Genomic DNA, 26,850 nt, shown 5'->3' with positions numbered 1-26,850 from the left:
TATTAATTTTATTTTTTTTAATTATAAAAGAATTATATGTTTTATGAAATTTCAATGATTATAATAAATGTAAGTTTATATTTATCTTCATATGTTAAGTAATTTTTTCAAAATATAGATTTCGTTTTTCATACAAAACGTTTAATTAAGTAGTTTAATCGAGGATTTTAAAACTGAATTTAATTATGTTTTGAAAAGTAATTTTGATGATTAAAATATCGCAACAGAAGGCTTCGGTCAACCTTGGCTGTAGATTTATACAATGAATAAGTAACTTATATCTTGTATATTTTTTGTATTTAAATTCTAACTAAACTATGTGGTATAACTTCATTATAATAAATTGAATATAGGGTATTTAATTATTTTTTTAGAGGAAGACGGAGGAAAAAAATGAAAGAATCAATAGAAAAATTTAAGAGTGATTTTGGTGGGTTAAGAGTGGGAGCAAAGGCTTCGATTATAGGAGGAGCTCTAACAATGACATTTGTTGGGCTGGTTAATTTATCTTTTCGTTTACAGGTCTAGAAAATAATCAGATAATTTAAGAGTAATATATATGAGCAATAAAAAAGAGACGTTCAAGTCTCTTTTTTTATTACTTTTTAAAAATGTTGAATAAATTTTTCAATGTATTGAATTGAATTTGTAGAAAGAATAATATTTGTATTTTCTGGAGTTTCTAGGACAATAAATCTTTCATTTGAAGAAACAATTTTTACATCTTCATACTCAATGCCATACTCTTTAGAACAGTTCATAATATTCGTTTTAATATTCACTCTATCAAAACCGATTGATTTACTCAAATCTAACATAAGTGACCCCCTTTAAATTCTGAATGGTGTGATTCAAGACAATAAAAATATCTTAATTAGACATTCTTGAACTGCACTATTTAGACTTTACCTGAATGCTGATTCATATCTGGATGTAGTCTATTAAAGGTCATGAAAGTAGATATTTAAAAAATAATTAGTATATGGTTAATTTTTTATTAAATTATACTATTTGTTGTAAATTTTTTCAATAAAAAAAATTAATCTTAATAATATTTATTCTCAAAAATTTGGACATATTTAGTTTAGTATGGTTATAATTCAGTATTTTTTTAATTATAAGGAGATTTTAATAAATTAATATTTAAAATGATATTGACATTTTCTTTAGATGTGCTGTAAGATAAGACGAAATTAACTAATAAAATACAATTTAGGAGGAAACATGAAATTTTTTCAATGAAAGTGACAATTGATTAAAACTTCCGGTGGAAGTTATGGGATCTATTGCAAACGGATAACATGAATAAAACTAGTTTAGATAAATTAATATCTTTCTTTTCCTGTAGTTTTTAGAGCTACACCTATTCATTCTTTTTTTTGTACAGATCATTTTTAAATTTTCAAATAAAATTCAACTTTTTAAGAACCAAATCCCAAAGGGATTTATATTTTATGCCACTAGTTATGGGGCTTTTTTAGATGAAAAATTATCAATTATAGAGACAGAGAAACTTCTTTTTTGCTATATAAGAAATAATTCTTCGATACATTAAAATCTATAAAAGCTTAGGTTATGCCTAACTGGATGGAACGTCACGTTCCTTTTTTTGTTGTACCGTTTTTTTAAATCATAGAAAAATTAAACAATATCAGGAACTAAAATTATTGTAAAACTAAAAAATATAAGGAGTATTGAACAATGATTAGATACATAATGAAAAGGCTATTTATGCTTATACCAGTAATAGCTGTGGTAATGATCCTCTCTTTTTTAATTACCCACATAATGCCCGGGGACCCTGTCAGAATGATGATGGGAGATTTTGCAACGGAAAAACAGGTATCTGCTATGAAGCATCATCTTGGATATGATAAGCCATTTTTTACACAGTTTGGAGAGTGGCTTTCAAGAATAATAAGGGGAGATCTAGGAGAATCTTTATTTTTGCATGAAAAAGTGTCAACAGCTATTTTTTCAAGGCTGGAACCAACATTTATGCTGGCCCTTGTGGGAGAGAGTATAGGATTGTTGATAGGGATACCCCTTGGAGTAATAGCAGCAGTTAAACATAGAAGCTGGATGGATCAGTCAGCCATAGGAATATCTTTGGCGGGAGTTTCAATACCCAGCTTTTGGCTCTCTATTATGCTTATATATTTATTTTCTGTGAAACTTCACTGGTTTCCTGTCCAAGGGTATGTTCCCATAGAAGAATCCGGGATAGGAGTCATAAAATATCTTGTTCTGCCGGGATTAACTCTTGGATTTATGCAAGGGGGAATAATAGCTAGGATGACAAGGAGTGCGATGTTAGATGTACTCAGACAAGATTACATAAGAACTGCTATGGCAAAAGGAGTAGCGGAAAAATTTGTGATTATAAGACATGCTTTAAAAAATGCCATGATACCAGTTGTGACAGTTATAGGATTTAGCATGGCCGTACTTTTAGGTGGAACATGGGTTGTAGAAACTGTTTTTAACATACCGGGAACAGGGAGTTTGGCTGTTAATTCGATAATGAAGAGGGATTATCCTGTAATACAGGGCAGTATGATATTTACGGCTTTGGTCTATGTGGTTATAAATATAGTTGTAGATGTGAGTTATGCATTTTTAAATCCAAAAATTAAATATAAATAAGAGGAGTGTTAATAGTGGGAAAAGATATAAAACAAATGATTTTGGAAATAAAAAAACATCCTTATATAGCCATAGGAGGGGTAGTTATAGCATTAGTTTTTCTGACTGCTGTGGCAGCTCCCCTCCTAACTAAATTTGATCCTTTGGAAGTAAACGGAAAGGATAGGCTTTTGCCTCCTTCATTGATCCATCCTATGGGAACTGATCATTTTGGAAGAGATGTTATGAGCCGATTGGTTTATGGGGCAAGGATATCTATGCAGATTGGGATTTCAGTAGTCGTACTCAGTACATTTATGGGTGGATTAATAGGATTAATAGCTGGATATTATCATAAATTCGATAATTTTATTATGAGAATTTTAGATGGATTCATGGCATTTCCAGGAATAATAATAGCGATAATTTTAGCAGCTGTCTGGGGAGCCGGGAAATTAAATATAATTTTGGCACTATCATTTGCCTATTTTCCTCAGATGGCGAGAGTCGTAAGAGGATGTGTTCTTACAGGCAAAGAATGGGAATGCGTTGAATCTGCCAAATCATCAGGAGCAAAAGATGGACATATACTTTTTAGGTATATACTCCTCAATTCGTTGTCACCAATAATAGTGCAGGCTACATTCACTTTTGCTGTAGCAATATTAGATGAAGCGGCTTTAAGTTTTTTAGGGATGGGAATAGAACCACCACACCCAAGCTGGGGCGGGATGATTACTGAAGGTAGGTCATTTATGAGTATAGCTCCCTGGGAGATGATATTTCCTGGAGCAGCTATAATGGTTACAGTTTTAGGACTTAACCTTTTAGGAGATGGACTTAGAGATTATTTGGACCCTAGGCTCAAGGTATAGGCTATCTATGATTAAAAAAATGAGAGGGGAAGAAAAATGGAAAATGAAACTTTAAATAACAGAAAAGATAAAAATAATGCAAAGATGAAAGATGCTGTTGTCCTTGCAGCAGCGGCATTTTCAATAATAGCTCCCATTGTTATTTGCTCTATGCTGGGAATAATGGCAGTTTTTATGCTGTTAAGTATTTTATTTTAGGAAAATGCTATAAAAATTAAAGGAGAAAAAATGGATAAGTTGTTAGAAATAAAAAATTTAAAAACCTATTTTTATAAAAACCAGGAGGTAATACCTGCAGTAGATGGGATTAGTTTTTGTGTGAAAAAAGGAGAAACGGTTGCAATAGTAGGAGAATCAGGGAGCGGAAAGAGTATCACGGCTCTGAGTATCTTAGGATGTATTCCATCTCCACCAGGTAAGGTAGAAGGCGGAGAAATAATATTTGAAGGAAATAATTTATTTGAAAGATCAAAAAAAGAAATGAGAAATATAAGGGGAAATGAAATATCTATGATATTCCAAGAGCCCATGACATCTCTAAATCCAGTATATACAATTGGCAGACAGCTCAGTGAAGTATTTGAACTTCACCAGGGGATGAAGAGAAAAGAAGGTCTTAAAAAAGCAGCTGAATTACTCCGAATAGTCGGGATTCCTTCTCCGGAAGAGAGAGCAAAGCAATACCCTCATCAAATGTCTGGAGGGATGAGACAAAGGGTAATCATAGCAATGGCTTTGGCCTGCAGACCAAAATTAATAATTGCAGATGAACCAACTACAGCTTTGGATGTGACTGTACAGGCACAAATTCTTGATCTTATAAAAAATCTAAAAGAGGAGATTGGGACATCGATGCTTTTGATAACTCATGATTTAGGAGTAGTCGCTGAAATGGCTGAAAAAGTCATAGTTATGTATGCAGGTAAGATAGTGGAATCAGCAGGAGTTCAGGATATTTTTAAAGATCCTAAGCATCCCTATACTAGAGGATTGCTTTCATCTATGCCATCTTTAAATAGTACAAATAAAAGATTAAATACAATAGAGGGGGTAGTACCAAAACCTACAGAATTTCCTGTGGGATGTCGGTTTAATCCTAGGTGTGAATTTGCAAAAAAAATATGTATAAACTCAGAACCACCTCTTTGTAATATAGGAGATAGATCTCTAAGTTGTTGGATGGAGACACAGGAATATATAGAGGAGGCCAACGATGAATACTCTGCTTAAGATAGAAAATATTTCTAAATGTTTTTCAGCATCAGAAGGGTTGTTTTTTAAAACCAATAAAAAAGTGAGAGCTCTGGATAAGGTAAGTTTTGACATAAAAAAAGGTGAAATCTTAGGAATAGTAGGGGAATCGGGGTGTGGTAAATCTACTTTAGGAAGGGTTATCCTCCGGCTCTTAGATGCAGATTCAGGAAATATTTATTTTGACGGAAACGATATACTATCTCTTTCAAAGGCAGAAATGAGAGAGGTAAGAAGAGATATGCAGATCGTATTTCAAGACCCCTTTGCATCTTTAAACCCCAGAATGAGAGTGGCGGAACTTATAGGAGAACCACTTAGGTTACATGGGCTAAAAGATATCCATGAAATAAATAGGAGGGTAGAAGAGATAACCCAGCTGGTTGGATTAGATAAATATCATTTAGACAAATATCCCCATGAATTTTCTGGAGGACAGAGGCAGAGGATATGTATTGCCAGAGCCTTGATCTTAAAACCAAAATTAGTTATATGTGATGAGGCGGTTTCTGCTTTGGACGTATCTATACAGAGCCAAATAATAAATCTATTAAATGATTTGAAAGATGAACTGGGTCTTACATATATGTTTATATCCCATGACCTTTCAGTAGTAAAGCATATAAGTGACAGGGTAGGAGTTATGTATTTAGGGAAAATAGTAGAGATTACCTCTGTAGAAAATATTTTTAGCAAACCTAAGCATCCTTATACACAGGCTTTAATTTCTGCAATTCCAGTTCCTGATCCAAATGTAAAGAAAGAAAGGATAATATTGAAGGGGGATATGCCGGATCCTTTAAATATTCTTAAGGGGTGTAGATTTCATATGAGGTGTATCCATGCAGAAGAAAGGTGTGGAAGGATAGAACCTGAGTTAAAAGTAAATAAAAAAGGTCATTTCGTAGCCTGTCATTTGACAGATAAAATTAAAAAAATATAAGCTGACAGCTTTTATGATAAATAAAAATATATAAGGGGGAAAAGGAAAAATGATAAATAAAAAAATTAAAACAATTTTAAATTTTGTTTTAACACTAATTATTGCTGCAACTTTTGTAGCATGTTCTTCAGAAAAAGATGACAAACAAGAAAAACAGGGTTCGGTTAAGAATAGTAAATTTGGTGGGACAATAGTGGTGGCACAAAAAATGACACCTCCTCATCTTGACAGTGACAAATCTACCGATTGGGCAATATCTTCAATAATGAATCATGTCTATGAGGGGTTATTTGAATTTGATGCAAATTTTGAGCCTCAACCTTATCTCGCTGAGAGTTATGAAATAAGAGATGGGGGAAAAGTTTATGATATTAAGCTTAGAAAGGGAGTTCTTTTTCATAATGGAAAGGAAATGACCTCAGAAGATGTAGTAGCTTCATTCAACAGATGGTTAAAAAATAATGACGCAGGTAATATGATTGCTCCTTATTTTGATAAATTAGAAGTAGTAGGGCCATATGAACTGACATTTATATTTAAGAGGGCTTATGCTCCCTTCATCAGTATTTTAGGATCACATGTTTCAAATCAAAAACTTGTTATAAGACCAAAGGAGCTTGTAGAAAAATACGGTGATAATATAATGAGGGAACACATAGGAACAGGGCCTTATAAATTTATAAAATGGATTCCAGATCAAGAGGTTAGATTAGAAAGGTTTGATGACTATGTTCCAAGTGATAAACCGGCATCAGGTCTTGCAGGTAAGAGGGTAGCCTATGCAGATAAAATAATAATAAAATCGGTTTCTGAGCAGGCTACAAGAATTGCCGGGGTTCAAACTGGAGAATTTCAATTTGCGGAAGAAGCTCCTCAGGATCAATATAAAATAGTTGTAGACGATCCCAGTGTAGAACCTATAATAGTTAAACCAGATGGGATGGAAATGCTGATAATAAACTGTGGTACTCCTCCATTTAATAACATATACGCAAGGAGAGCTCTTGCAGCAGCTATAGATATGGAAGAACTTGGAAGGACAATGATAGGTAATGAAAATTTTTGGACTGTAGATGGATGTATATACCCTAAAGGGACAGTATGGTATGAAGAAAATTCAGGAGCAGGAGTATATAACAACTATGATCCTAAGAAGGCAAAAGATCTTCTAAAAAAAGCCGGTTATGACGGAACACCTATAGTGATAGTCAGTGGGCAGGATAATAAAGTTGAAAAATATGGAGCAATAGCCCTAAAAGAGCAGCTTGAAAAGGTGGGATTCAATGTTAAAATAGAGCTTTTTGACAGACCTACAGTTGTTGAAAGACGTTCAAAGAAAGAAGGGTGGAATCTGCATCTTTCGTACTTTTATATGACTTGTCCAGATCCTCAGGTTGAGGGAGCATGGACAGGAACAAATGCATGGATTTCAAACTGGGATGACGATGATTCCCGTGCCATGGATAAAATATTTGAAAGGATGATGATAGAAACGGATAAGAAAAAAAGATTTGAGATAGTAAAAGAATTCTATAATAAAACATGGGAAACATTACCATATATAAAAACTGTTGAATACAGCAGGATGCACATTGCAAACAGCTCACTCAAAGGGTATGCTAACTTCTGCCAACCGTTCTTTTGGAATACATGGATAGAGAAAAAATAGAATTTGATTTAAGGGAACTGCTATGTTGGCTGTTCCCTTAAAATTTGTTTATTTATTAAGAACGGTCTATATAGGGTCTGTCATTTATTAAAGGAGAGTCGATTTTTATGAAAAAAGAAAAATATATAGAGGCAGTAAAAAAAATGAATTGTGTTTTAGATTTACAAAGAAAAGTAGTTGGAGTTAGGTTTTTATTTACAGTGGAGGAGTTTGAGGATGCTCAGGCAGAAAAACCAAAAGGAAGGATGCCTTACTGTAAGATGATTAATCGTGCAATGAATGGCGATAAACTCAAGGTGGATTTTGATAACTTTGGATGTTTTGCTGCCGCCAGAGTTCTTGGGATTGTAGATATGGATGACTGGTATACTTCGGGGCATTATTATGGAGAATGCGGGCTGTATCAGGATATGCCTACAGCAAAGGAAGTTACTGATAGTATTTCAAAATGTAATCACAAGTCCTATGGTGTGGAAATAATGCCTTTAGAGGAGTTTAATGTGGAACCCCATGTGGTAATTGTTGCCACAAATACATTCAATACAATGAGATTTATCCAGGGGCACGCCTATAAATATGGGACACATGCAGGGTATAAGTTTATAGGAAGCCAGGCTATGTGTGCCGAATGTACAGCACATCCATATGCTGAAAATGATATTAATATTTCACTTCTGTGTGTAGGTACCCGTAGAAGTGGTTTTAATGAAGATGAGATTGGAATTGGAATACCTCTAAGAAAATTTTTGGAAGTAGTTGATGGACTCTGTAAAACAGTTACACCGGCAGAGCCTAATATAAGAAAAAAAGTGATAGAGGAAAAGCTCAATGAAAATGGAGTCTCTGATGTTGAAATCATATACAATAAAAATTATGGAGATAATATGCACAAGCATGATTTTGCACATTTTAAAAGAAGAGAGGAACAATAAATTGTCTATCTACAGCCTAGATGAAAAAGCAGGTTATGGAGATTGAATTTTAAATATAAAAATTTAATTAGAAAGGGAAGGGAAGAATGAAAAATATTATAAGGGAATTAGTAATTTTAATTTTAGCAGCATTTTTAGTTGCAGCAGGAGTATATTATTTCTTGGCTCCAAATGAAATTGCAGCAGGAGGGACTACAGGAATAGCCATAATAGTAATGAATTATTTTCCAGATGTAAATATAGGATTTTTAATGATGATTATGGATATAGTGTTATATATAATAGGTTTTTTTATGATAGGGCCTGTATTTGGAATTAAGACTATATTTTGCAGTTTTACAACTTCATTTTTTATATCCATAATGCAGATATATTTTCCAATATCAGGACCTGTGAGTCATGATATATTGATTCAGCTCATATTTGGAATATTGATGTGTGGAGCCGGTATGGCAATCGCATTTTCCCATGAGGCATCTACAGGAGGGCTAGACATAGCAGTAAAGATAATAAATAAGTATTTTAAAGTAAAAATGGGACATGCTGTTTTTTTGGTAGATATGTTTATAATATTAGCTGCTATAAAAACTTTTGGAATTGAAAAAGGAATGTATGCAATGCTTGGAGTATGTATGCTTTGTATTAGTATAAATTTCATTATGGAAAAATTTAACCTTTATCAGCAGGTAATAATAAGCAGTAAAAAAATTAAGGAGATTAGAACCTACATAACAAATATATTTGGGGGTAAAATCTCTATATATTATGCAAAAAACGGATCTTCCGAGTTTGACAACGCCATAATAATGACTGTTCTAAAAAAAAGAGAATTTTTTGAATTAAAAAAATATGTAGATTCTATAGATCAAAATTCATTTATAACTGCACATGATATCAATGAGGTCCATGGAAATGCTTACATAACAAAGTAAAATGATTGAAAAAACTAAATTTATCCAATCAATCATAGTATTTAGTATAAAATTTTTATATGTTGTATTAAACTTTGATGATTAAAATGAATGCAGCATTAGATATGATTTTAAGAGTATAAATGATTGATTAATATGCTTCTTATTTTTCCACACAAAATGTTTCATTAAACTATTAAATATATGATTTTGAAACTTGACTAAAAATTTCTCTGAATTACAGAGTCTGTGATTAAAATATCATAATATAAGGTTTGAATCAAAAGATAATATAGATTTATTTAATAAATGAATAGTTTATATTTTGTATATTTTTTGTATTTAAACTTTAATTATATTATATGGTATAACTTCATTGTAATAAATTAAATATAGGCAATTTTTATGGTTTTTAATGAAAGATGGAGGAAAAAATGAAAGAAGCAATGGAAAAATTTAAAAGTGATTTTGGTAAATTAAGAGTAAGGGCAAAGGCTGCAATTATAGGATGGGCCCTAACGATGAGCTTTATTAGTTTGGTTGATTTATCTTTTCGTTTACATGCATAGTAATAAATGATTAATTTGAACTTATAAAATTATATCAATAAAATAGAGGGTAAGCGTAGGAATGATCCTACGCTTATTTTTTTATTATCTAGGAAATTTTAAAATTACTGAATAAATAGAAGGTCATAAAATACAGGCTATTTCTGTTTGAATGCAACGTTACGTTCCTTTTTTATTATTTTATTATATTTATATTATGTCTAAAGAGACAAAAAAAATATAAAAAAAGAGGAGTATAGAAAATATTTTGAAATGTATATTTATCGATTTTTTTACTACCATTGTACTTTAAAATTAGCTTAAATTTGTACTTTTAAGTATAAGGTTAAATTAATTTATAAAAAACGATTGTTATTTTTGTAACAAAGTTTAAAATGTGGTATAGTTGAACTGTAGAAAGAAATTGTTAAATTATTCTCAAGAAAAATACTAAGTTAGATGTAATTATTTATTTGATTTTATAAAATTAAGAGGAGATGGTTAATCATGGATTTAAAATGGTTTAGAGTTCCAAAGGATATTGTATTTGGAGAGGGAACACTAGGATATTTATCGACTATTAGTGGTAAGAAGGCAGTTTTAGTAACTGGTGGTAATTCTATGAAAAGATTTGGTTTCTTAAACCAAGCCAAAGAGGAACTTGAAAAAGCAGGAATGGAAGTAATGACAATAGATGGTGTAGAACCAAATCCATCTATAGACACTGTTGTTGACGGTGGAAGAAAGATGGCTGAATTTAATCCTGATTGGATCATAGCAATTGGTGGAGGATCTGCACTGGATGCTGCTAAAATCATGTGGGTATACTATGAAAATCCAGAAACTAAATTTGAAGACCTTGTAGCAGGTAAATTTCCAACATTGAGAAAGAAAGCTAAATTTATAGCTATTCCTTCTACAAGTGGAACAGCTTCGGAGATAACTGCATTTTCTGTAATAACAGACACTGTAAATAAGATTAAATATCCATTGGTATCCTATGAGATTACACCAGATATTGCAATTTTAGATCCGATTATTCCTTCTAAAACTCCGGCTCATATAACTGCTAATACAGGGATGGATGTAATGACTCATGCTATTGAATCATATACTTCTAATGCTGCCACTTGTTATACTAAACCACTATCTATGGAATCAATTAAGATGGTTTTCGAAAGTCTTACATCTGCTTATAAAGATGGAAATGACATAAAAGCAAGAGAGGACATGCATAATGCGTCTACACTTTCAGGAATGGCTTTCACAAGTGCTTCTTTAGGAATAGTACATAGTATGGCACATAAGATTGGTGGAGAATTAGGAATAACTCATGGACTTGCAAATGCGGTATTATTACCATATGTTATAGAATATAATAGAAAATCTACAGATGGATTTAACGAAATAGAAAAAATGCTAGAAGTAGATGATATTGTAGCTACTATTAAAGAGATGAATAAAAAAGTAGGAATCCCTCTATCTTTAAAAGAGATAGATGAAGTTGATGTTTCGGAAGATAAATTTAAAGGGATACTTGAAAGAATGAGTGTAAATGCATTCAATGACCCTTGTACCCTTACAAATCCAAGAGATACATCTTCAGAAGATATTAAAGAGATCTATTTAGCAGCATATTATGGAACAACAGCTAAAAATATATAGAAAAATATTTTAATTCTAAAAGGAATTTAAATAAAAAGACTCTCAGATTTTTTCTGGGAGTCTTTTTCTGTTTTATTGTTATCTAGGAAATTATACCTGCAAGGGGCATAATGCTACTATTTTACTAAATAAATATAGGATTTTGAGATAAAGTTTATAAAATAAAAATTATAAAAACCTGAGTTGTGGTTATCTGGATGCAACGTCACGTTGCTTTTTTTATTAAATTCCCAATGGTTTCTAATATCTTGGTATTTTCTTCTAAAAAATATGGAATAGGGATAAGGTTTTTTTCTTTAAAATCTTGAAAGATCATATCAACAAACATACTCTCCTTATCTTTTCTGCCCTGCCAGAATGGATCGGAAGAATTTGGGAGGAGTCTGTTGATAATAATTTTATCGATATTAATTCCATATTCATCTAAAGTTTTAACTGCTCTTTTTGTTTCTAAGAAAGATAATTTTTCAGCATTCATAACAAAGTTAAAGGAGACCCTGGAAGGATCCATGAGAACCTTACTGATATCGGATATCCAACTATGTCTGGATTCTAAGATATTTAAAACCCTGTCATTACTAAATTTATTTTTCTTGTTAAACTTCATATTTTTTAACATGAGAATTTTTTTTCTTTTTTTTATGAGACTCTCCATCCATGTATTCATAGATGTAGGAAATGTAATCAGCCTCAAAGTGTGTCCTGTAGGAGCAGTGTCAAAAACTATATAATCATATTCTTTATTCTTCAAGATCAGCTGACTCATTTTTTCAAAGATAGCAGATTCATAGGCTCCAGGAGAGATACTGGCAGTGTCTAATTGTTTTTCTACCTCACATAAAATAACCGGACTCAGCATCTCACAACATTGTTTTTTTATCCTAGAGATGTATATATCGGATTCTTTTTCCCCATCGATCTCCAAAATATGTAAATTTTGAGAATAGGTGTAGAAATCTTCATTTCTTTTAGGAGGAATGTCAAAAAGATCTCTGGTTGAATGTGCCGGGTCTGTGGAAACTAATAAAACTTTATGTTTTTTAGAATATTTCCATGCCAGGGAGGAGGCACAGGTAGTTTTTCCAACTCCTCCCTTTCCTCCTACAAAAATTATCTTACTCATTGTTTCACCTCCCGTTTTTTTAGATTAATTATAGTGGACACTCTGTAACTTTTTCTTCCCAAACACTTTTTCTGTCGATCATCTTTTCTTCCCAAAGACCTAATTCTTCCCCTAAATATGGTAGTAATTCCAAGGTATAATAGTTAATTGGAAGTTCAATTCCTAAGTTTTCAGAAAAACAAATAAATAAAAATTCATCAATTTCATCTGTTAAAGCTTCTTCAATCTTATTTGTAGACATATGTTTATAGTTAAAGGCTCCCTGAAAAAATAATTTTATATCTTTTATTAATTTCATTTTATTTTTTATATTCATTTTTACATCCTTTTGAATCTCTAATTAAAACATTTGCTACTCGCTGTCATTTTCTATATCCAAAATTTCAGTTTTATCGGCAAAAGCTTTTTTAGCTTCGATAATAAGGATGATTGCTAGAATAAATAGAGCTACTGCAAATCCCAAGAGTATATAGTTGTTTAAATTAGCTTTAATAATAAGAGTTAATGCACTTAATGTGACAGCAAACATAAAGATCATAGGAAATAGTGCCATCCTGTATTCTTTACCCATTTTTTTCAACCATACAGCTATTGCTAAAAGAGCCAGAGCTGAAAGTAATTGATTTGCTGCCCCAAAAATTGGCCATATAGTTGTCCAACCGTTAAATCCTAGAAAACCACTTATTAAAACAGTTATAAGTGTAGCTGTATATTTGTTAGTCAATGGATTATCCTGAGATTTTATATCAGCTGCCATCTCTTGGAAGATAAAACGAGCCAGCCTTGTAGCTGTATCTAAAGATGTCAATGCAAATGCAGAGATAGCCAAAGCGGTAAAACTTTTTCCTATACTATAATCTACTCCAAAAGAAGTCATAAAAGTACCTAAACCATCGGAGAAAACATTGATAGGACCTCCTGCTCCTAAAAGACTAGTAAATTTACCTTTAGATAGATAAGCCACTGTTATTATAGCAATAACGGCTAATACTCCTTCAATCAGCATAGAACCATATCCAACAACTTTAATATCTTTTTCATTGTCTAATTGTTTAGATGTTGTTCCTGAACCTACAAGGGAATGGAATCCAGAAACTGCACCACAAGCTACAGTAACAAATAACATTGGAAATAAAAGCTTTCCATTGATATTAAATGAAGTAACAGCAGCCAGCTTAATAGTCGGTCTCATAATTAATATACCTACAAACCCACCGATTAACATTCCGTATAGTAAGAATGAATTTAAGTAATCTCTAGGCTGTAATAGGATCCATACAGGGGTAACTGAAGCTATAAATATATATCCAAGTAAGACAATCATCCAGACATTTTTACTCAGACTGATAGGGAAAACATTACCTAAAAATATACAACCTATAAGAGCAATTACACCGATTATACTACCAACAGCTAGACTAAACCCCTTTCTGTATACAAAGAAACCAAATCCAATAGCTAAAATTATAAACAACAGGGATGCAGTTGCAGCCTGGGGAACAGCGACAAATGTATTTGCAACGATATTAGTAAATGCCGCTACAACCAGGATAAGGGTAAGCCATGCAAATATTGCAAATAATTTTTTTCCTCTTGATCCCATTGAGATCCCGATAACTTCTCCCAGGGATTTTCCTTTATTTCTAATGGAAGCAAATAATGATCCCATATCATGTACTCCTCCAAAGAAAATACTTCCAACTATGATCCAAAGTAAAACTGGAACCCACCCGAATATAGCTGCTGCGATAGGACCTACAATTGGACCGGCACCGGCAATAGAAGAAAAATGGTGTCCAAGTAAAACAGGAGCTTTGGCTGGGACATAGTCTACACCATCACGCATAGTGTGAGCAGGGGTTTTCCTCGATGGATCGATCCCCCATTTTTTATAAAGATAATTTCCATAGACAGTATAAGCTACAATAAAAATAAGAATTGTAACAACTAATAACCATACAGAATTCATGAATTTCCTCCTTTAATCATTTAAAAAACTGTTAAAAAATACCATGTCTTTCTTTCCCATCTTGTTTGTAATAATCTCTTTATTAAATATATCTATATAGATTACTTTTGTATTGATCCAGCCCTTTATTCCAAATAAAAAACTTTTATGAAATTTAAATTTTTTTATACTATTCCTATCTGTATCTGAAAGGTGACCACCTATATAAACAAATGTGATCATACTGCTCATTTGATTTTCTTTTTCCCCCTTAAAAAAATTTAAATTTTTCATTATATACGTTTTTAAAGTATCAACATCCATTGAGAATTCATCTTCTGCAAATGTTTTACAAAGGACTGTTTCATTATTTGAAAATGAATCATAGACCATTTCTTTTGAAAGGATATATTTATTGGTTTCCTCTATATAAATACCTGAAAAATCATATTGGATTCCATCTAATATTTCATTTTTTTTTATATCAAAATTAGAGGAGAGTTTATCGATGATTCTTTCTGTTAAATCTTGGATTTTCAAATATATTCCTCCTAAAAATTATAGAACAGCTATTAAAAGCCTTATAGTTTCAATTATTCCATCTTTATGAGTTCTTTCATAGTGGTGACTGGAATCGACACTGGGACCTATACATGAAAAATTCACATCAAATCCCTGGGTAGCTGCAATGGATGCATCTGAACCATATCGGTTATGCACATCTACAGTATATTTTATCTGGTTTTCTTCACATAGATCCACTAATTTTTGTCTCAGTTTAAAATCATAGGGGGTTCTACTGTCTTTAGCTATAATATTAACTTTTCTTTCATCCCCATTGGAATAGTCAGAAACCAAACCTATATCCAGGGCAATAAACTGGTCTACATCCTCTGGCATTACAGATACACCATGGCCTAGTTCTTCATAGTTGGAAATATAAAAATAAACCTTATTTTTAGGTTTGATATTGTTATCCTTGAGGTATTTAATATAACTGAATAACTGGGCAATGCATACTTTATCATCTATATAACGAGATTTTAAAAATCCATTGTAGGTAAATATAGTTCTTGTATCAAAGGAAACAAAATCTCCGATGGATATTCCTAAATCTTCTGTTTCCTTTTTAGAAGCTGTAAATTCATCGATCCTCACCTCTACATTTTCCTGCTCCCTAACCAAGGTAGTAACTTCCTCACCATATGTATGCCTGGAAGATTTTATAGGTAGGAGAGATCCGCTGTAATTTCCTTTTTTAGAAGTATGGATAGTAAGGTTTTCTCCCTCGACACTGTTCCATGAAAATCCTCCGATATTGTTGATGATTAATTTACCGTTGGGCTTGATCTGTTTTACCATAGCTCCTAAAGTATCGATGTGAGCAGATATCATGGTAACTTCTCCCTTTTCCTCTCCATCCATTTGAGCGATTAGGGCTCCTTTTTTAGTGAGACAAGGAGTGAGGCCGAATTTTTTAAATTCCTCTTTACACCTTTCTATCCCATCATAAGTAAGCCCCCCGGGACTTGGAATCTCCATAAGTTCTGTTGTTAATTGCATAATATAATCCCAGTCAATTTTAATCATTGTATCCTCCTGATTTAGTTTTAGATTTTTTTATATCTTTTAAGATGTGGTGTCTGCTGCTTTTAACCACAAAATTTTTTATGTTTTTATTAGTTTCTATATCCTTAAAATGAAATAAGTGATTGTTAAAAAAACTTAAATGATTTTATCATATTTTTAAGTTAGGTGCAATTTATTGTTATGAAAGTTCGTATTTTGAGGGGTGAAATAGAAAAAAATGTTGTATAAATATGATTTTATTTAAATGTTTTTAATAAAAAAGTATTTCCTCTATTTTAATACCACATTTTTTGCAGTTTAGACAATTTTTTTGATAAAAAAAGCCCCAACAGGGGCTAAGGGGGCAAAATAAAGCTACTCCTTTAATTCACAATTAATTTTATGTTTTATGTGGGAGTCTGTATCTACCTGGATCAGTATGTGATTAAAATCATATTTTTTTAAGTTGTGTTTAATCTTACCAGTCATCTCCTCTATTTCCTTTAAAATTAAATTATTATTTTTTAAAACTATATGAAATGAGATAAAATTATATTTTGAGCTGGGTTTATAGATGTGTAAATCATGGTATTCAATGATGTTATCATCAATTTTAATGACTTTATCTAATTCCTCGGGAGAGATATCTGTAATATTCGTATCCATGAGGGATAAAAAACTTTTCTTTAATAATGGATAGGAATGACGCAGGATATAGAGTGAAAAAACAATAGTCAAAATAGAATCAATATAATAAATTCTAAAAAAATAAATAAAAATACCGGCTGTTACTACTCCTACCGAGATGAGTGCATCACTGAGCATGTGTAGATAAGCTGACTTAATGTTTGCATCCCTATGTTCGTGATGATGCTCATGGTGGGTATGGGTAGAGGTGTTCATAGTGTTTAGAAGATAAGCACTGATGCCGTTTGCAATTACTGCAATGGTTCCCACAATTATCATGTAGAGTGGTTCTATGATTTCCGGGTTGAAAAACCTATAGACTGCCTGATAGATCATATAGATCATCGTTATAGATAAAAATAGGGTATTTACAAAGGCTGCCATCATCTCAGATCGTAAAAATCCAAAGGTATATTTGAAGGTGGTCTGTTTCGTACCTAACTTTAATGCAATATAGGTGATAACTATGGCGATAACATCTCCGGCATTATGCAGTGCATCTGCTATTAATGCAAATGAATTTGAAATTATTCCGAATAAGATCTCGGAAAATATAATTATTAAGTTAAAGGTTATGATCCATAGTATTTTTTTCTCCCTCATCTTTTCCCCCTTTGAAACACATTTAACTTCTCAATCAAGATATACAGAGAAAGATAGAAATGACCTTTTAAATGGAGGGGAAAAAAATAAAAAAAGATGATTTCTATATTTTATAGAAATCATCTTTTTTATTTCTTTAATACAATGTTATATTGATAGTTTCAACAGCTTTGTATATTCCATAGTCTTTTGGATATTCTCCGGAAATTCTATAGGTATTTAAATCTATATATCCATTGCCGGGATCTTTAAAATTAACGGTATAAGTACCATTTATTTTGAATGAATCATTGGAGTTTGTTCTTTGATTGACAAGAATGATTTCTTTATTTATATAATCATAATTTCCTCCTGTAATTTTTAGATTTTTAGTGATTCCGCTACCACTGACGTCTATATCCATCATAGGGACATAACCTCCAGGACCATATGTGTTATATTTTATCTGAATAAGCCTATTCCTTGAGAGGAGAGATTGTGAGAGTTCTTCTCCACTATATAATGTTCCTAAATTAATTTCCGTAGTCTGCTTTATGATAACCTCATCGATATTTTTTATAAAGGTAAAATGCTGCAGACCTAATGGTAGATCCTGTCTTCCTGCTATTGGTCTATCAGGGATTCCTAGTCTAAAATACATTTCGGCTTGAATAACCTGTAATAATGGGCCGTTTAGTAAGTTTTCAGAGTCACTGCTACTTACTACCAGCTTTATAGGAACAATACCTTTTTTTATATCTCCATCTTTTTCAATTTTTATATAGTCAATTTTATATCCGTTATTAAAAATTCTACTGGTATTTGTTATATACCATCCTGTTTCATGATAATTGATCTGACTCTCATGTGAATCTATTTTCATAGATACCGAATATTCTTTTTTACCATTTAGGACTACTGCTTCATACCTTCGACTAAATGAAATACTAGTTACAACTAAGAATAACATTATAATTAGTCTCTTCATTATTTTCCTCCTCTCCCATAATTTTAAAAGTAATATTATCTATATAAGATTTATTGTGGATATCCAGTTTAAGAACATTCCTGTCGATTTCATATTTTTCCAAACCTTTATATACAACTTTTAAATCATAATTATAGGCTGTTATCTCTTCGAACATATAGAAACCATCCCAATCAACTTTGACCTCTTTGACAATTTTATTACCTTTTAAGAGCTGCACATAGGTATCCTTTAATAACGACATATTATTTGTAACTACCTCACCACTTATACTCATAATTCTTTTTACAGGAATATCCAATTTCAATCCTGCTCCGGACTTTCCATAGACATTGATTTGTTCGTCCTTAACTCTGTACATATGGTTTATTTTATACCGGGATAGATCTAAGGTAGTATAATCATAGTCGCTTACATTATCTATGAGATACTCACCTTTTTTATTGACAATGTATTTTTTACCATTGACCTTTATGAATCCTTCCATGGGTTCTTCTCCCGGATCCATAATACCGTTTCCATTATTATCTTTAAAAACCTTTCCATAGATCCAGCTGTTTTCAATATTGGTGGATTTGGTGTTGGCCAGTGGTTTTTCGAGGATAACTGTTTTTTCAATCCTTACTCCTACTGTAGAATGATCCTTACCGTCATCCCCGATCATATTAAACAGTCCGGTAATGCCGCTGTATAGGTCATATGAAATTTCAAGTCCTACTTCATACTTTTTATTCAGGTCCGTATTGGAAAACAAACTATATTCCAGTGGGGAATCAGAAGAGTAATTTTGTATCCTCAGGCCGACTTCTTTTTCATCTTTTCTATTATTTTTCCAGGTGTTGGAAGCTTCTAAAATAGCTGTCAATTCAGTAAATGACTTTGAAATTTTTAAATTCAATGTGGTTTTATTGATATCTCTGCCGTCATATTCCTCATAATCACTTCCAATCTCTATATAGGATCTGTCGAAATACCTTGTAGCCTGAACATCTAATTCATTTATCTTATAGAGATCGTAATATTCTTTCGTTGTTTCAAGGCGGTAGGAATAGTCTCCTATCCTGTTGTTTGCTCTGAGACTTATTTTTTTATAATAGTCTTCCAGTAGATATTCATAATCTCTGCTTTCAATGGTTATATCGTGCCCCAAAAGTTCACTTTTTATTTCTATAAATTTATTTATCTTTTCGGTTTTTAAGTTTTGCTGGTAGGTTGCCTTAGCAGTGGTTGGAAGTATCTTAGTTGATAACCTGCAGATTCCTATACCTTCAATAAATTTATTTTCATCTTTCGGGATGTATCTATTTGCCAGCTGGTGATATCCTCCCCCTACAGTAAGTCTGTTAGCAACACCATATAATAATCTGAGATCGAGCTGATCTTGATCGATGTCCCGGTTTTCTCCATAGTTAAACTGATAGTCCCATTGTCCTTTTTCCTGTATCTCGGCAAATGATTTTACCGTAATAAATTCTTCTGTATAGTTATTATTCTCATCATATATTCTTACTTTGAGATCTGTATCACTGGATACGTCTATATCTTTAAAAATATATTTCCCATTTTTAACTTTTTGATATTCATAAAGTCGATTATTTTTATACAACTCAACTATATTCCCATTGTTGCTATAACCTGTTATATCGGTTTTCCCATATTGTGTGGTAAATTTAGCAGATTTAAGACTTATTCCCCTTATTTCATGGTTGGACAGGTTGTCATTTTGAGTGTAGCTGTCCCCAAAGATTAGTTCTTTATTTTTTAAAAAAGGTAAAAATGATTTATCATATTTAAGATTCCAGGTATCCCAATCTACTCCATCGGTAAGATCCAATGAGGTGTTAAAATTTCCATATAATAATCTATTTGTATAATCAATTGACAGGGTATCGTTGTCGAAACCATTTCCCAAATCTGAATTTTCATAGTTAAGTTTTAACCTTCCTAGGGTAAATATTTTATTTTCTATAAATATTGTTCTGCCTCTCAGTTTTTTTGGTTTATTATTATTATTTTCCAGATTAGTTCTCTTATTGTATATAAGATTCATAGTTTCATATTTTAATTCAAAGTTCGGCTGTAATTCAAGGGTCAGTGAATTTTCATCGTATTTAACTTCTCCCAGAATTCCCAATATATCGGTGGATATATATATATCCTTGTTGATAGTCATAAGGTCTTCTTTTAAGAAATTTTGTTTATTATTATTAAATAAGATCGTCTGTTTATTCGTATCAACAATGATAAAATCGCTGCTGTTCACCTCTGCCTTAAGCAACCCATTATTATTTGTATATCCATTGCTTTCAATGACCGACAAGAATTTTGAAAAACTCAGATATATTTTATTGCTGTCTGATTTAATAACTTTAAAAAACCCCTGTTCATAGGATTTAACCTTAAGAGTTAAGGGGATTTCTTCATTGGAATAGGTAAGGCAGCTAAAAATAAATAAAGCCACAATTAAAATTCTTTTTTTCATCGATCTCTCCTTGTTACAATGTTTAAAATACCAGAGTGTAATTTTATTTGTTTATAAAATATAACTTGAATATAAATAATGGGATACTAGGTACCCCATTAAATTTTTATTGATATGTAGCCTTAACAATAAGTGTTCCATTAAAGTTTCCATCATCTACTTTTGTGAGATCTTGTTTTTCTAGAGTTACTGAGCTATTATTCGCATTGACAGATATTAAAAACTGTTCATTTTCATCACCATTCTTCATGGTAATATCCTTTGCGGTTATTGTCTGTAATGTAGTCTTATTGGTACTTGTAAATACAACATTGAGTACTTCTTCAGTACCATCATAGACAAGGTCTGTTACTTTTGCGTCACCCTGTCGAACTTCTATTGAACCTGTTGCCACAACATTTGCTGTAATTTTTACCTCTGTCGAAGCAGTGGCTTCTCCATAACTTATCGACCCCACAACCAGTAACGCTCCTAATAATAATTTTTTCATAAATTTTCCTCCTATTTTAAATTTTTAATGTTTTTATATGTTTCTTAGTGTCCCTGTCCAGTAAATCCACTTGAACAACCTTATTTTTTCCATTATACTTAAGGTCGTGATTTCCCTTTCTTCCAATAAAAAACTCATGATCGACTGTAGTCCCGTCATCCATTAGATATCTTGCTATGATCTTTAGTGACGTATTCCCCTTATTTTCTATGACTCCTTGGACGTGGGTATCATTAATTTTAAAGTCATTAATTTCGAGACTTTTATTTAATTTTCCCTTATTGGCATAGATGGCAGAGTTCAAATTTATCCTTATGGATATTCCCTTTGCATTTGAAGGTGTTATTTCATCGAGGGATAAATAACATCTATATTCACCATCTTGAAGGTCTTTAAAGTCTTCTATAAGTAATTTTATTGATTTAGTGTCATTGGGTTTTAAGTTTAGTATGGGAGGATAAAATTCTATATGATTCCCGATATAATAATCATCAGAACCAATATTAATAGGTTTGATTATGGATACTTTATATCTCTTTGGAGTATTGGTATCATTTTTTACCCTGATTTCCTTGAATACTTCTTGATTAACTAATTTAGCTTCGATTATCTTAGGTGATATTGATATGGCAAAGACATTGGCTGAGACAGTTAAACCTACTAATAGACTTACTATTATTTTTTTCATAAATGATTCCCCCTATTTAAGTTAGTTTTTTTAATTATTTTTTAATTGAAATTTAAGTTTTTACAAAAGATTGTAACATTTTTGTAAGAATAAAGCAATGATAAAATAATATAAAAATGTAATTATATTTTTTAATATAATTAAAGAAAAAATTACAGGGAGTAAAAAAAATATTTATATAACGTATTGACTTTATAGTCTATATTATATTTTTTTAGGTTTAAATTGGCTCTGAAAAAATGAATTTTTATTTGGTTAAAAAACATAAAATTGATTAAATAATCTTTTAAATATTGAATTGAATTTGATAATATAAGTTATTTAAAAATAAAAAAGATAAAGATCACTATAAAATTCATATGAAATGTAATATTTTTTAAATACATGTGTTTTTATGATATAATATATGAGATAACCATTAAAAACTAAGAGTTGATAGGAGAGATAAAATATGAAATTAGATAAGATTGAATATATAGATAGAAAAACAAATAAGATATTGGTTGAAAATGTCCCGGGAGAAAGTTTTTTAAAATTTTTATACCATAATCCATTTGGGAAACTACCTTTGGAATTGCTGGTAAAGAGAAAATGTTTGTCTTCTTTTTATGGGAAATTGATGGATCAAAAAACTTCAATCAATAAGATAGAAGATTTTGTGAGGGATAATCATATAGATATGAGTGAATCTCAAAAGAAAGTAGGAGAATTTACTTCATTTAATGATTTTTTTTACAGAAAGCTAAAGCCCAATGCAAGAAAAATAGAGGATGGATTGGTTTCTCCTGCTGATGGAAAGGCAATAGGATTTCAAGAGATCAATGATTGGGATAAATTCTTTGTGAAAGGGACTGAATTTTGTTTAGAAAAATATCTGAATAATAAAGAGTTGTGGGAAAAATACAGGGGTGGAAGTATGATAGTTGTAAGGTTAGCCCCTGCAGATTATCATAGATATCATTTTCCTGCTGCTGGAGAAATTGGCAGTAGAAATAAAATAGATGGATATTATTATTCTGTATCCCCCTATGCAATAAAAGATAATTTTGGAGTATTCTGTGAAAATAAGAGAGAATTGACTACACTGAAAACCAGTGAATATGGGGATATTTTGATTTCAGAGATAGGAGCTACCATGGTAGGAGGAATTGAACAGACCTATACTCCTAATAGCGATATAAAAAAAGGAGAGGAAAAGGGGTACTTTACCTTTGGTGGATCTTCGGTACTGTTGTTGTTTGAAAAAGGTAAGGTTAGGATAGATGATGATATTTTAAAGAATACAAAAAATGGCTATGAAACTAAGGTTTATATGGGTGAAAAAATAGGAGAATAAGATGTATTTTAAAAGGGGAGATCTGATAATCTATGGATTGATCATAGGGATTTTTTTGACTTTAGGCATGAATGTCCATAAAATTAAGGAAACTAAGGCAGAGAGAGCTGAAATATATGTAAATAATCAATTGAAATACACATATAAACTCCAAAAAGCAGAGAAGGAATTCTATGTTGATACAGATATTGGAGGAGTAGGAATAAAATTAAAAGATAATAAGATAAGGGTAACTTCTTCGTATTCACCGAGGAAGTTATGTGTCAAGCAGGGGTGGATAGAGAGATCTGGGCAGACTATTATAGGAGTTCCGGATAAACTTTTAATAAAGATAGTAGGAAAAGAAGAGGATGAGGTGGATTTTATCCTGCGATAGAGACTGTTTAAAATATAATGAAAAGAATGAGTTCTATAAAATATAGAATTCATTTTTTTTATTTCTAAATAATACATACATTTTTCATAAAAATCTTGAAAATATATATAGAAAATGTTATCCTATTAGGTGGAAAAATAAAAAATATCATTTTTGGCAAAGCAGAGGAAACTCTGTGACGCAAAACTAAAGGGCCTTTAAAATGGCAGCCAGTTGCAGATCTTACGAGATCTGTATTTTTTTATGAAAAAAAACAGTTGTTAGCTTATTTTTAGGTTGTTTAAGGAATTTTTAATTTTTAAAGAATAAAAAATATAATTTTTGGCAAAACAGGAGAAATCCTGTGACGCAAAACTAAAGGGCCTTTAAAATGGCAGCCAGTTGCAGATCTTACGGGATCTGTATTTTTTTATATAAAATAACGGTTGTTAGCTTATTTTTTAGGTTACATTAAGGATTTTTTAATCTTTGGAATTATGAATTTAAAATAGATATAGAATAAAATATTAAGTTTACTAGGGGAGAAGGAAAGATGAAGAAAATAGTTTTATTGTTTTTATTAGTTATATCAATGTCATTATGGGGGAAAGAGGTTAATGGAAACTACAGTAATTTTCTATACTATGAAGATGCGGTAAAAAGTGGAAGTGAGGTAAGGATAACCCCTGATGAAGGGTATAAAGTCGGTGCAGTCTGGTCACGGAATATGTTTGATTTAAATGAAGATTTTCATTTTGAATATGAGATATATTTGGGGAACAGGAAAACGATGAGTCTTAAAGATTATGAGACTCAATATCCCAACCGTAGTACGGATTCATCATATGTTGATGTAAATGGAAACATTGATATAGGAGCAGATGGAATGGCCTTTGCTTTTAAATCTTCGGATTATAAAGATATGAACTATGCTAGAAATGGACAAAATATAGGTTATGGTGGTAGAAACGACTTAGGAGGAAAATTTGAAAAATCCTTTGGAGTTAAATTTGATACTTATACAAATCCTAATTATGACCCACAATGCCCTAGTGATATAATGGGGGATTTAATAAAGGACCATATTGCTTTTATAGCTGAGGGAGAAATTGGAACTACTAGAAATTCTGGAATTAAAGGTGGAACATCTTATAAAGAAATAGATGAAATGGAAGATGGAGAGTGGCATAAGGTTACCTTTGATTGGGATGCTTCGTCTAAAACATTTAAATATACTTTTAGGGATGGAATAAAAACTTATACAGATACTTACTTTGGAGATATTGTAGGGGAATATTTAGGAGGGAGATACGTTTATTTTGGATTTACTTCATCAACAGGGCAATGGATGAATGAACATAAATTTCGTAACCCTATAGTCAGAGGAACTATACCGACAAATGATTATAAATTAGACATAAAGAAAGAGGTTGTTAGTGGAAATAACTATAAATTAGGAGATACCGTTAAATATAAAATAACAATAACAAATACAGGGGGGGAAACTCTTACCAATATCAAATTGAAGGATGGTATAGATATATCAGATAATGCAGGAGAATCTGATATCGGACTTGTACAAAGCACATGGGACGAACTTAAAGCTGGTCAGAGTGTTGTAACATATGGAACTAAAACAGTTCTTGATTCGAGTATAGAAGGAAGTATAACACAAGGCGATATAGATAAAGGGAGTATAGTAAGAACTGCAGCGGTAGAGGCGACAAAAAAAGGCAGCGACCCTAAAGAATATCTTTATGCAGCTGCAGAAGCAACAGTATACGCAAATATAGTTGAGGGATTGGAAGTAACTAAAAGAATAGATCATATAAAGGATGGAGAAGACTATACAAAGACAAAAGAAAACTATACAAAAGCAGGAGATATAATTGTATATAAATTCAGTATAACCAATACGGGAACTCAAACATTAAAAGATGTATCTATCTCAGATTTAAAGGTACCAGGTGTTCAATTGGACAAAACAATACTTTTACCACCAAAACAGGGAGAAGAAGATGGAGAAATAGCTATAGGAACTGGAGAATATATAGTAACTCAAGATGATGTGGATAATGGAAAGGTAATAAATACTGCAAACTTTAGAGCTGTAAAACCAGATGGAAACGTAATAGGAAAGAGTGCGACAGCTATAGCTACTGGAATTCCAGCAACGTATAAGTTTAAAGTAAGTAATACACCAACGATCACAGATAAAGATGATAAATCAGTTGTTACTGAATATAGCAAAGTAGGAGATGTTGTAACTTATACAGTGACACTAGAAAATACTGGTACAGGTACTTTAAAAGATATTAAGATTACAGATAAAGACAATACAGGTGGGATTAAATTAATTGATCCAACAAAAACAGTATTGTTACCGGGAGAAAAAGCAGTAGCAGAAGTAACACATACAGTAACGCAAGATGATTTAAATGCTGGAACGATAGTATATCCTGCGACATTTAATGCGAATACTATTGACAGTAAAGTATTAACACCTATAACAGAACCAGCAACAGTAAAGGGTTTATCTATTATAAATTTATTAGTAGAAAAAACAGTAACAGATGCAAATACGAATGATGTAGCCGAAGCAGATGAGAAATTAACATATGCAATAAAGGTAACGAATAATTCAAGTGTAAAAGTAGTAGGCGCAGTATTAACAGACCTATTAGACTCAAAGTTCTTTGATGGACAGACAGCGACGAATTTAGTAGGAGCAACAGGAAACATAAAAACCGGAGTAACATTACCGGAAATAGAAGCAGGAAAATCAGTAACAGTAAGTTTTGAATTGAAAGCAATATATCCATTAAATACAGTACCGGGAGAAACAATAGATAATATGGCAACGGTATCATATGGAGGTACAACGAAAGATTCAAATATTACGAAGACAGCAATAGAAAGTGCAACAGCTAAAACAAATTTATTAGTAGAAAAAACAGTAACAGATGCAAATACGAATGATATAGCCGAAGCAGATGAGAAATTAACATATGCAATAAAGGTAACGAATAATTCAAGTGTAAAAGTAGTAGGCGCAGTATTAACAGACCTATTAGACTCAAAGTTCTTTGATGGACAGACAGCGCCGAATTTAGTAGGAGCAACAGGAAACATAAAAACCGGAGTAACATTACCGGAAATAGAAGCAGGAAAATCAGTAACAGT

At 31.8% G+C, this 26,850-nt stretch carries 25 protein-coding genes and 2 riboswitches; of the genes, 14 read left to right on the top strand and 11 right to left on the bottom strand.

Annotated features, from left to right (window positions below; genetic code table 11):
* The first annotated feature begins 393 nt into the window (after positions 1–393).
* On the top strand, positions 394–528 hold the full coding sequence (locus K337_RS20440; RefSeq protein WP_281168343.1) for a hypothetical protein: 135 nt from the start codon (positions 394–396) through the stop codon (positions 526–528).
* Positions 529–605: 77 nt separating this feature from the next.
* Here K337_RS20440 and K337_RS0116585 read toward each other — a convergent pair whose 3' ends face one another.
* Positions 606–818 carry a hypothetical protein gene (locus tag K337_RS0116585; RefSeq protein ID WP_028857573.1) on the bottom strand — a complete coding sequence of 71 codons (213 nt, stop codon included), beginning with the start codon at positions 816–818 and terminating at the stop codon, positions 606–608.
* 883 nt (positions 819–1,701) lie between these two features.
* Here K337_RS0116585 and K337_RS0116580 point away from each other — a divergent pair.
* The 10 genes from K337_RS0116580 to K337_RS0116535 all read left to right on the top strand — a co-directional run bounded on the left by K337_RS0116580 (position 1,702) and on the right by K337_RS0116535 (position 11,419).
* On the top strand, positions 1,702–2,646 hold the full coding sequence (locus tag K337_RS0116580; protein ID WP_028857572.1) for an ABC transporter permease: 945 nt from the start codon (positions 1,702–1,704) through the stop codon (positions 2,644–2,646).
* Between the two features lie 14 nt (positions 2,647–2,660).
* Positions 2,661–3,500, top strand: a complete 840-nt coding sequence (locus K337_RS0116575; protein ID WP_211226115.1) for an ABC transporter permease — start codon at positions 2,661–2,663, stop codon at positions 3,498–3,500.
* A gap of 36 nt (positions 3,501–3,536) precedes the next feature.
* Positions 3,537–3,698, top strand: a complete 162-nt coding sequence (locus K337_RS20075; RefSeq protein WP_156877417.1) for a hypothetical protein — start codon at positions 3,537–3,539, stop codon at positions 3,696–3,698.
* A 30-nt stretch (positions 3,699–3,728) separates the two neighbouring features.
* Complete coding sequence (locus K337_RS0116565) at positions 3,729–4,730, top strand: ABC transporter ATP-binding protein (RefSeq protein WP_028857570.1); 1,002 nt, start codon at positions 3,729–3,731, stop codon at positions 4,728–4,730.
* The gene (locus K337_RS0116560) at positions 4,714–5,694 is read left to right on the top strand and encodes an ABC transporter ATP-binding protein (protein WP_028857569.1); all 981 of its coding nucleotides are present in this window, start codon (positions 4,714–4,716) and stop codon (positions 5,692–5,694) included. The genes K337_RS0116565 and K337_RS0116560 overlap by 17 nt, the downstream gene beginning before the upstream one ends.
* Before the next feature lie 49 nt (positions 5,695–5,743).
* Positions 5,744–7,363, top strand: coding sequence for an ABC transporter substrate-binding protein (locus K337_RS0116555; protein ID WP_037030060.1), 1,620 nt, complete (start codon positions 5,744–5,746; stop codon positions 7,361–7,363).
* Between the two features lie 107 nt (positions 7,364–7,470).
* Positions 7,471–8,295, top strand: coding sequence for a DUF169 domain-containing protein (locus K337_RS18930; RefSeq protein WP_051251882.1), 825 nt, complete (start codon positions 7,471–7,473; stop codon positions 8,293–8,295).
* A gap of 86 nt (positions 8,296–8,381) precedes the next feature.
* Positions 8,382–9,227, top strand: a complete 846-nt coding sequence (locus tag K337_RS0116545) for a YitT family protein (protein ID WP_028857567.1) — start codon at positions 8,382–8,384, stop codon at positions 9,225–9,227.
* Positions 9,228–9,640: 413 nt separating this feature from the next.
* Entirely contained in the window at positions 9,641–9,775 is a 135-nt protein-coding gene (locus tag K337_RS20435) for a hypothetical protein (protein ID WP_281168342.1), read from the top strand.
* A gap of 486 nt (positions 9,776–10,261) precedes the next feature.
* Positions 10,262–11,419 (top strand): iron-containing alcohol dehydrogenase, encoded by a 1,158-nt coding sequence (locus K337_RS0116535; protein WP_037030056.1) that lies wholly within the window; start codon positions 10,262–10,264, stop codon positions 11,417–11,419.
* A gap of 205 nt (positions 11,420–11,624) precedes the next feature.
* Here the strand turns inward: K337_RS0116535 and K337_RS18925 are convergent, their stop codons facing one another.
* From K337_RS18925 to K337_RS0116485, 10 genes are all read right to left on the bottom strand, one after another.
* Positions 11,625–12,542 carry an ArsA family ATPase gene (locus tag K337_RS18925; protein WP_051251880.1) on the bottom strand — a complete coding sequence of 306 codons (918 nt, stop codon included), beginning with the start codon at positions 12,540–12,542 and terminating at the stop codon, positions 11,625–11,627.
* Between the two features lie 28 nt (positions 12,543–12,570).
* The gene (locus tag K337_RS18920) at positions 12,571–12,858 is read right to left on the bottom strand and encodes a DUF7990 family protein (protein ID WP_051251878.1); all 288 of its coding nucleotides are present in this window, start codon (positions 12,856–12,858) and stop codon (positions 12,571–12,573) included.
* A gap of 36 nt (positions 12,859–12,894) precedes the next feature.
* Positions 12,895–14,511, bottom strand: a complete 1,617-nt coding sequence (locus K337_RS18915; protein ID WP_037030053.1) for a carbon starvation CstA family protein — start codon at positions 14,509–14,511, stop codon at positions 12,895–12,897.
* 12 nt (positions 14,512–14,523) lie between these two features.
* A complete protein-coding gene (locus K337_RS19460; RefSeq protein WP_028857565.1) occupies positions 14,524–15,030 on the bottom strand; it encodes a DUF8052 family protein in 507 nt (168 codons plus the stop codon).
* Between the two features lie 18 nt (positions 15,031–15,048).
* Positions 15,049–16,077 carry a M42 family metallopeptidase gene (locus K337_RS0116510; protein WP_028857564.1) on the bottom strand — a complete coding sequence of 343 codons (1,029 nt, stop codon included), beginning with the start codon at positions 16,075–16,077 and terminating at the stop codon, positions 15,049–15,051.
* A 357-nt stretch (positions 16,078–16,434) separates the two neighbouring features.
* Positions 16,435–17,349, bottom strand: coding sequence for a cation diffusion facilitator family transporter (locus tag K337_RS18905; protein ID WP_051251876.1), 915 nt, complete (start codon positions 17,347–17,349; stop codon positions 16,435–16,437).
* A gap of 136 nt (positions 17,350–17,485) precedes the next feature.
* Positions 17,486–18,316 carry a hypothetical protein gene (locus K337_RS0116500; protein WP_028857563.1) on the bottom strand — a complete coding sequence of 277 codons (831 nt, stop codon included), beginning with the start codon at positions 18,314–18,316 and terminating at the stop codon, positions 17,486–17,488.
* Entirely contained in the window at positions 18,276–20,798 is a 2,523-nt protein-coding gene (locus K337_RS0116495) for a fimbria/pilus outer membrane usher protein (RefSeq protein WP_028857562.1), read from the bottom strand. Before K337_RS0116495 ends, K337_RS0116500 begins: the two co-directional genes overlap by 41 nt.
* 106 nt (positions 20,799–20,904) lie before the next feature.
* Positions 20,905–21,288, bottom strand: a complete 384-nt coding sequence (locus tag K337_RS0116490) for a hypothetical protein (RefSeq protein WP_028857561.1) — start codon at positions 21,286–21,288, stop codon at positions 20,905–20,907.
* A gap of 16 nt (positions 21,289–21,304) precedes the next feature.
* The gene (locus tag K337_RS0116485; protein WP_028857560.1) at positions 21,305–21,976 is read right to left on the bottom strand and encodes a fimbrial biogenesis chaperone; all 672 of its coding nucleotides are present in this window, start codon (positions 21,974–21,976) and stop codon (positions 21,305–21,307) included.
* Between the two features lie 451 nt (positions 21,977–22,427).
* On the opposite strand from K337_RS0116485, the gene K337_RS0116480 reads away from it, so the two are divergent.
* The 3 genes from K337_RS0116480 to K337_RS20130 form a co-directional block, all read left to right on the top strand.
* On the top strand, positions 22,428–23,312 hold the full coding sequence (locus K337_RS0116480; RefSeq protein ID WP_028857559.1) for a phosphatidylserine decarboxylase: 885 nt from the start codon (positions 22,428–22,430) through the stop codon (positions 23,310–23,312).
* 1 nt (position 23,313) lies between these two features.
* A complete protein-coding gene (locus tag K337_RS0116475; protein ID WP_028857558.1) occupies positions 23,314–23,688 on the top strand; it encodes a NusG domain II-containing protein in 375 nt (124 codons plus the stop codon).
* A gap of 145 nt (positions 23,689–23,833) precedes the next feature.
* A riboswitch (cyclic di-GMP riboswitch) is annotated at positions 23,834–23,909 on the top strand.
* Between the two features lie 92 nt (positions 23,910–24,001).
* A riboswitch (cyclic di-GMP riboswitch) is annotated at positions 24,002–24,077 on the top strand.
* A 143-nt stretch (positions 24,078–24,220) separates the two neighbouring features.
* Positions 24,221–26,850 (top strand): DUF7507 domain-containing protein (locus K337_RS20130; protein WP_037030049.1); only part of this gene is annotated, 2,630 nt, incomplete at its 3' end.

Origin of the sequence: Psychrilyobacter atlanticus DSM 19335, from assembly GCF_000426625.1 — a bacterium.
Classification (GTDB): Bacteria; Fusobacteriota; Fusobacteriia; order Fusobacteriales; family Fusobacteriaceae; genus Psychrilyobacter; species Psychrilyobacter atlanticus.
The sequence above is the reverse complement of the archived record's forward strand: the minus strand, read 5'-3'. Positions and strand labels throughout refer to the sequence as shown.

Coding starts and splice junctions, on each gene's coding strand:
- K337_RS20440 (WP_281168343.1), top strand. CDS start 394: ATGAAAGAATCAATAGAAAAATTTAAGAGTGATTTTGGTGGGTTAAGA.
- K337_RS0116585 (WP_028857573.1), bottom strand. CDS start 818: ATGTTAGATTTGAGTAAATCAATCGGTTTTGATAGAGTGAATATTAAA.
- K337_RS0116580 (WP_028857572.1), top strand. CDS start 1,702: ATGATTAGATACATAATGAAAAGGCTATTTATGCTTATACCAGTAATA.
- K337_RS20075 (WP_156877417.1), top strand. CDS start 3,537: ATGGAAAATGAAACTTTAAATAACAGAAAAGATAAAAATAATGCAAAG.
- K337_RS0116565 (WP_028857570.1), top strand. CDS start 3,729: ATGGATAAGTTGTTAGAAATAAAAAATTTAAAAACCTATTTTTATAAA.
- K337_RS0116560 (WP_028857569.1), top strand. CDS start 4,714: ATGAATACTCTGCTTAAGATAGAAAATATTTCTAAATGTTTTTCAGCA.
- K337_RS0116555 (WP_037030060.1), top strand. CDS start 5,744: ATGATAAATAAAAAAATTAAAACAATTTTAAATTTTGTTTTAACACTA.
- K337_RS18930 (WP_051251882.1), top strand. CDS start 7,471: ATGAAAAAAGAAAAATATATAGAGGCAGTAAAAAAAATGAATTGTGTT.
- K337_RS0116545 (WP_028857567.1), top strand. CDS start 8,382: ATGAAAAATATTATAAGGGAATTAGTAATTTTAATTTTAGCAGCATTT.
- K337_RS20435 (WP_281168342.1), top strand. CDS start 9,641: ATGAAAGAAGCAATGGAAAAATTTAAAAGTGATTTTGGTAAATTAAGA.
- K337_RS0116535 (WP_037030056.1), top strand. CDS start 10,262: ATGGATTTAAAATGGTTTAGAGTTCCAAAGGATATTGTATTTGGAGAG.
- K337_RS18925 (WP_051251880.1), bottom strand. CDS start 12,542: ATGAGTAAGATAATTTTTGTAGGAGGAAAGGGAGGAGTTGGAAAAACT.
- K337_RS18920 (WP_051251878.1), bottom strand. CDS start 12,858: ATGAATATAAAAAATAAAATGAAATTAATAAAAGATATAAAATTATTT.
- K337_RS18915 (WP_037030053.1), bottom strand. CDS start 14,511: ATGAATTCTGTATGGTTATTAGTTGTTACAATTCTTATTTTTATTGTA.
- K337_RS18905 (WP_051251876.1), bottom strand. CDS start 17,349: ATGAGGGAGAAAAAAATACTATGGATCATAACCTTTAACTTAATAATT.
- K337_RS0116500 (WP_028857563.1), bottom strand. CDS start 18,316: ATGAAGAGACTAATTATAATGTTATTCTTAGTTGTAACTAGTATTTCA.
- K337_RS0116495 (WP_028857562.1), bottom strand. CDS start 20,798: ATGAAAAAAAGAATTTTAATTGTGGCTTTATTTATTTTTAGCTGCCTT.
- K337_RS0116490 (WP_028857561.1), bottom strand. CDS start 21,288: ATGAAAAAATTATTATTAGGAGCGTTACTGGTTGTGGGGTCGATAAGT.
- K337_RS0116485 (WP_028857560.1), bottom strand. CDS start 21,976: ATGAAAAAAATAATAGTAAGTCTATTAGTAGGTTTAACTGTCTCAGCC.
- K337_RS0116480 (WP_028857559.1), top strand. CDS start 22,428: ATGAAATTAGATAAGATTGAATATATAGATAGAAAAACAAATAAGATA.
- K337_RS0116475 (WP_028857558.1), top strand. CDS start 23,314: ATGTATTTTAAAAGGGGAGATCTGATAATCTATGGATTGATCATAGGG.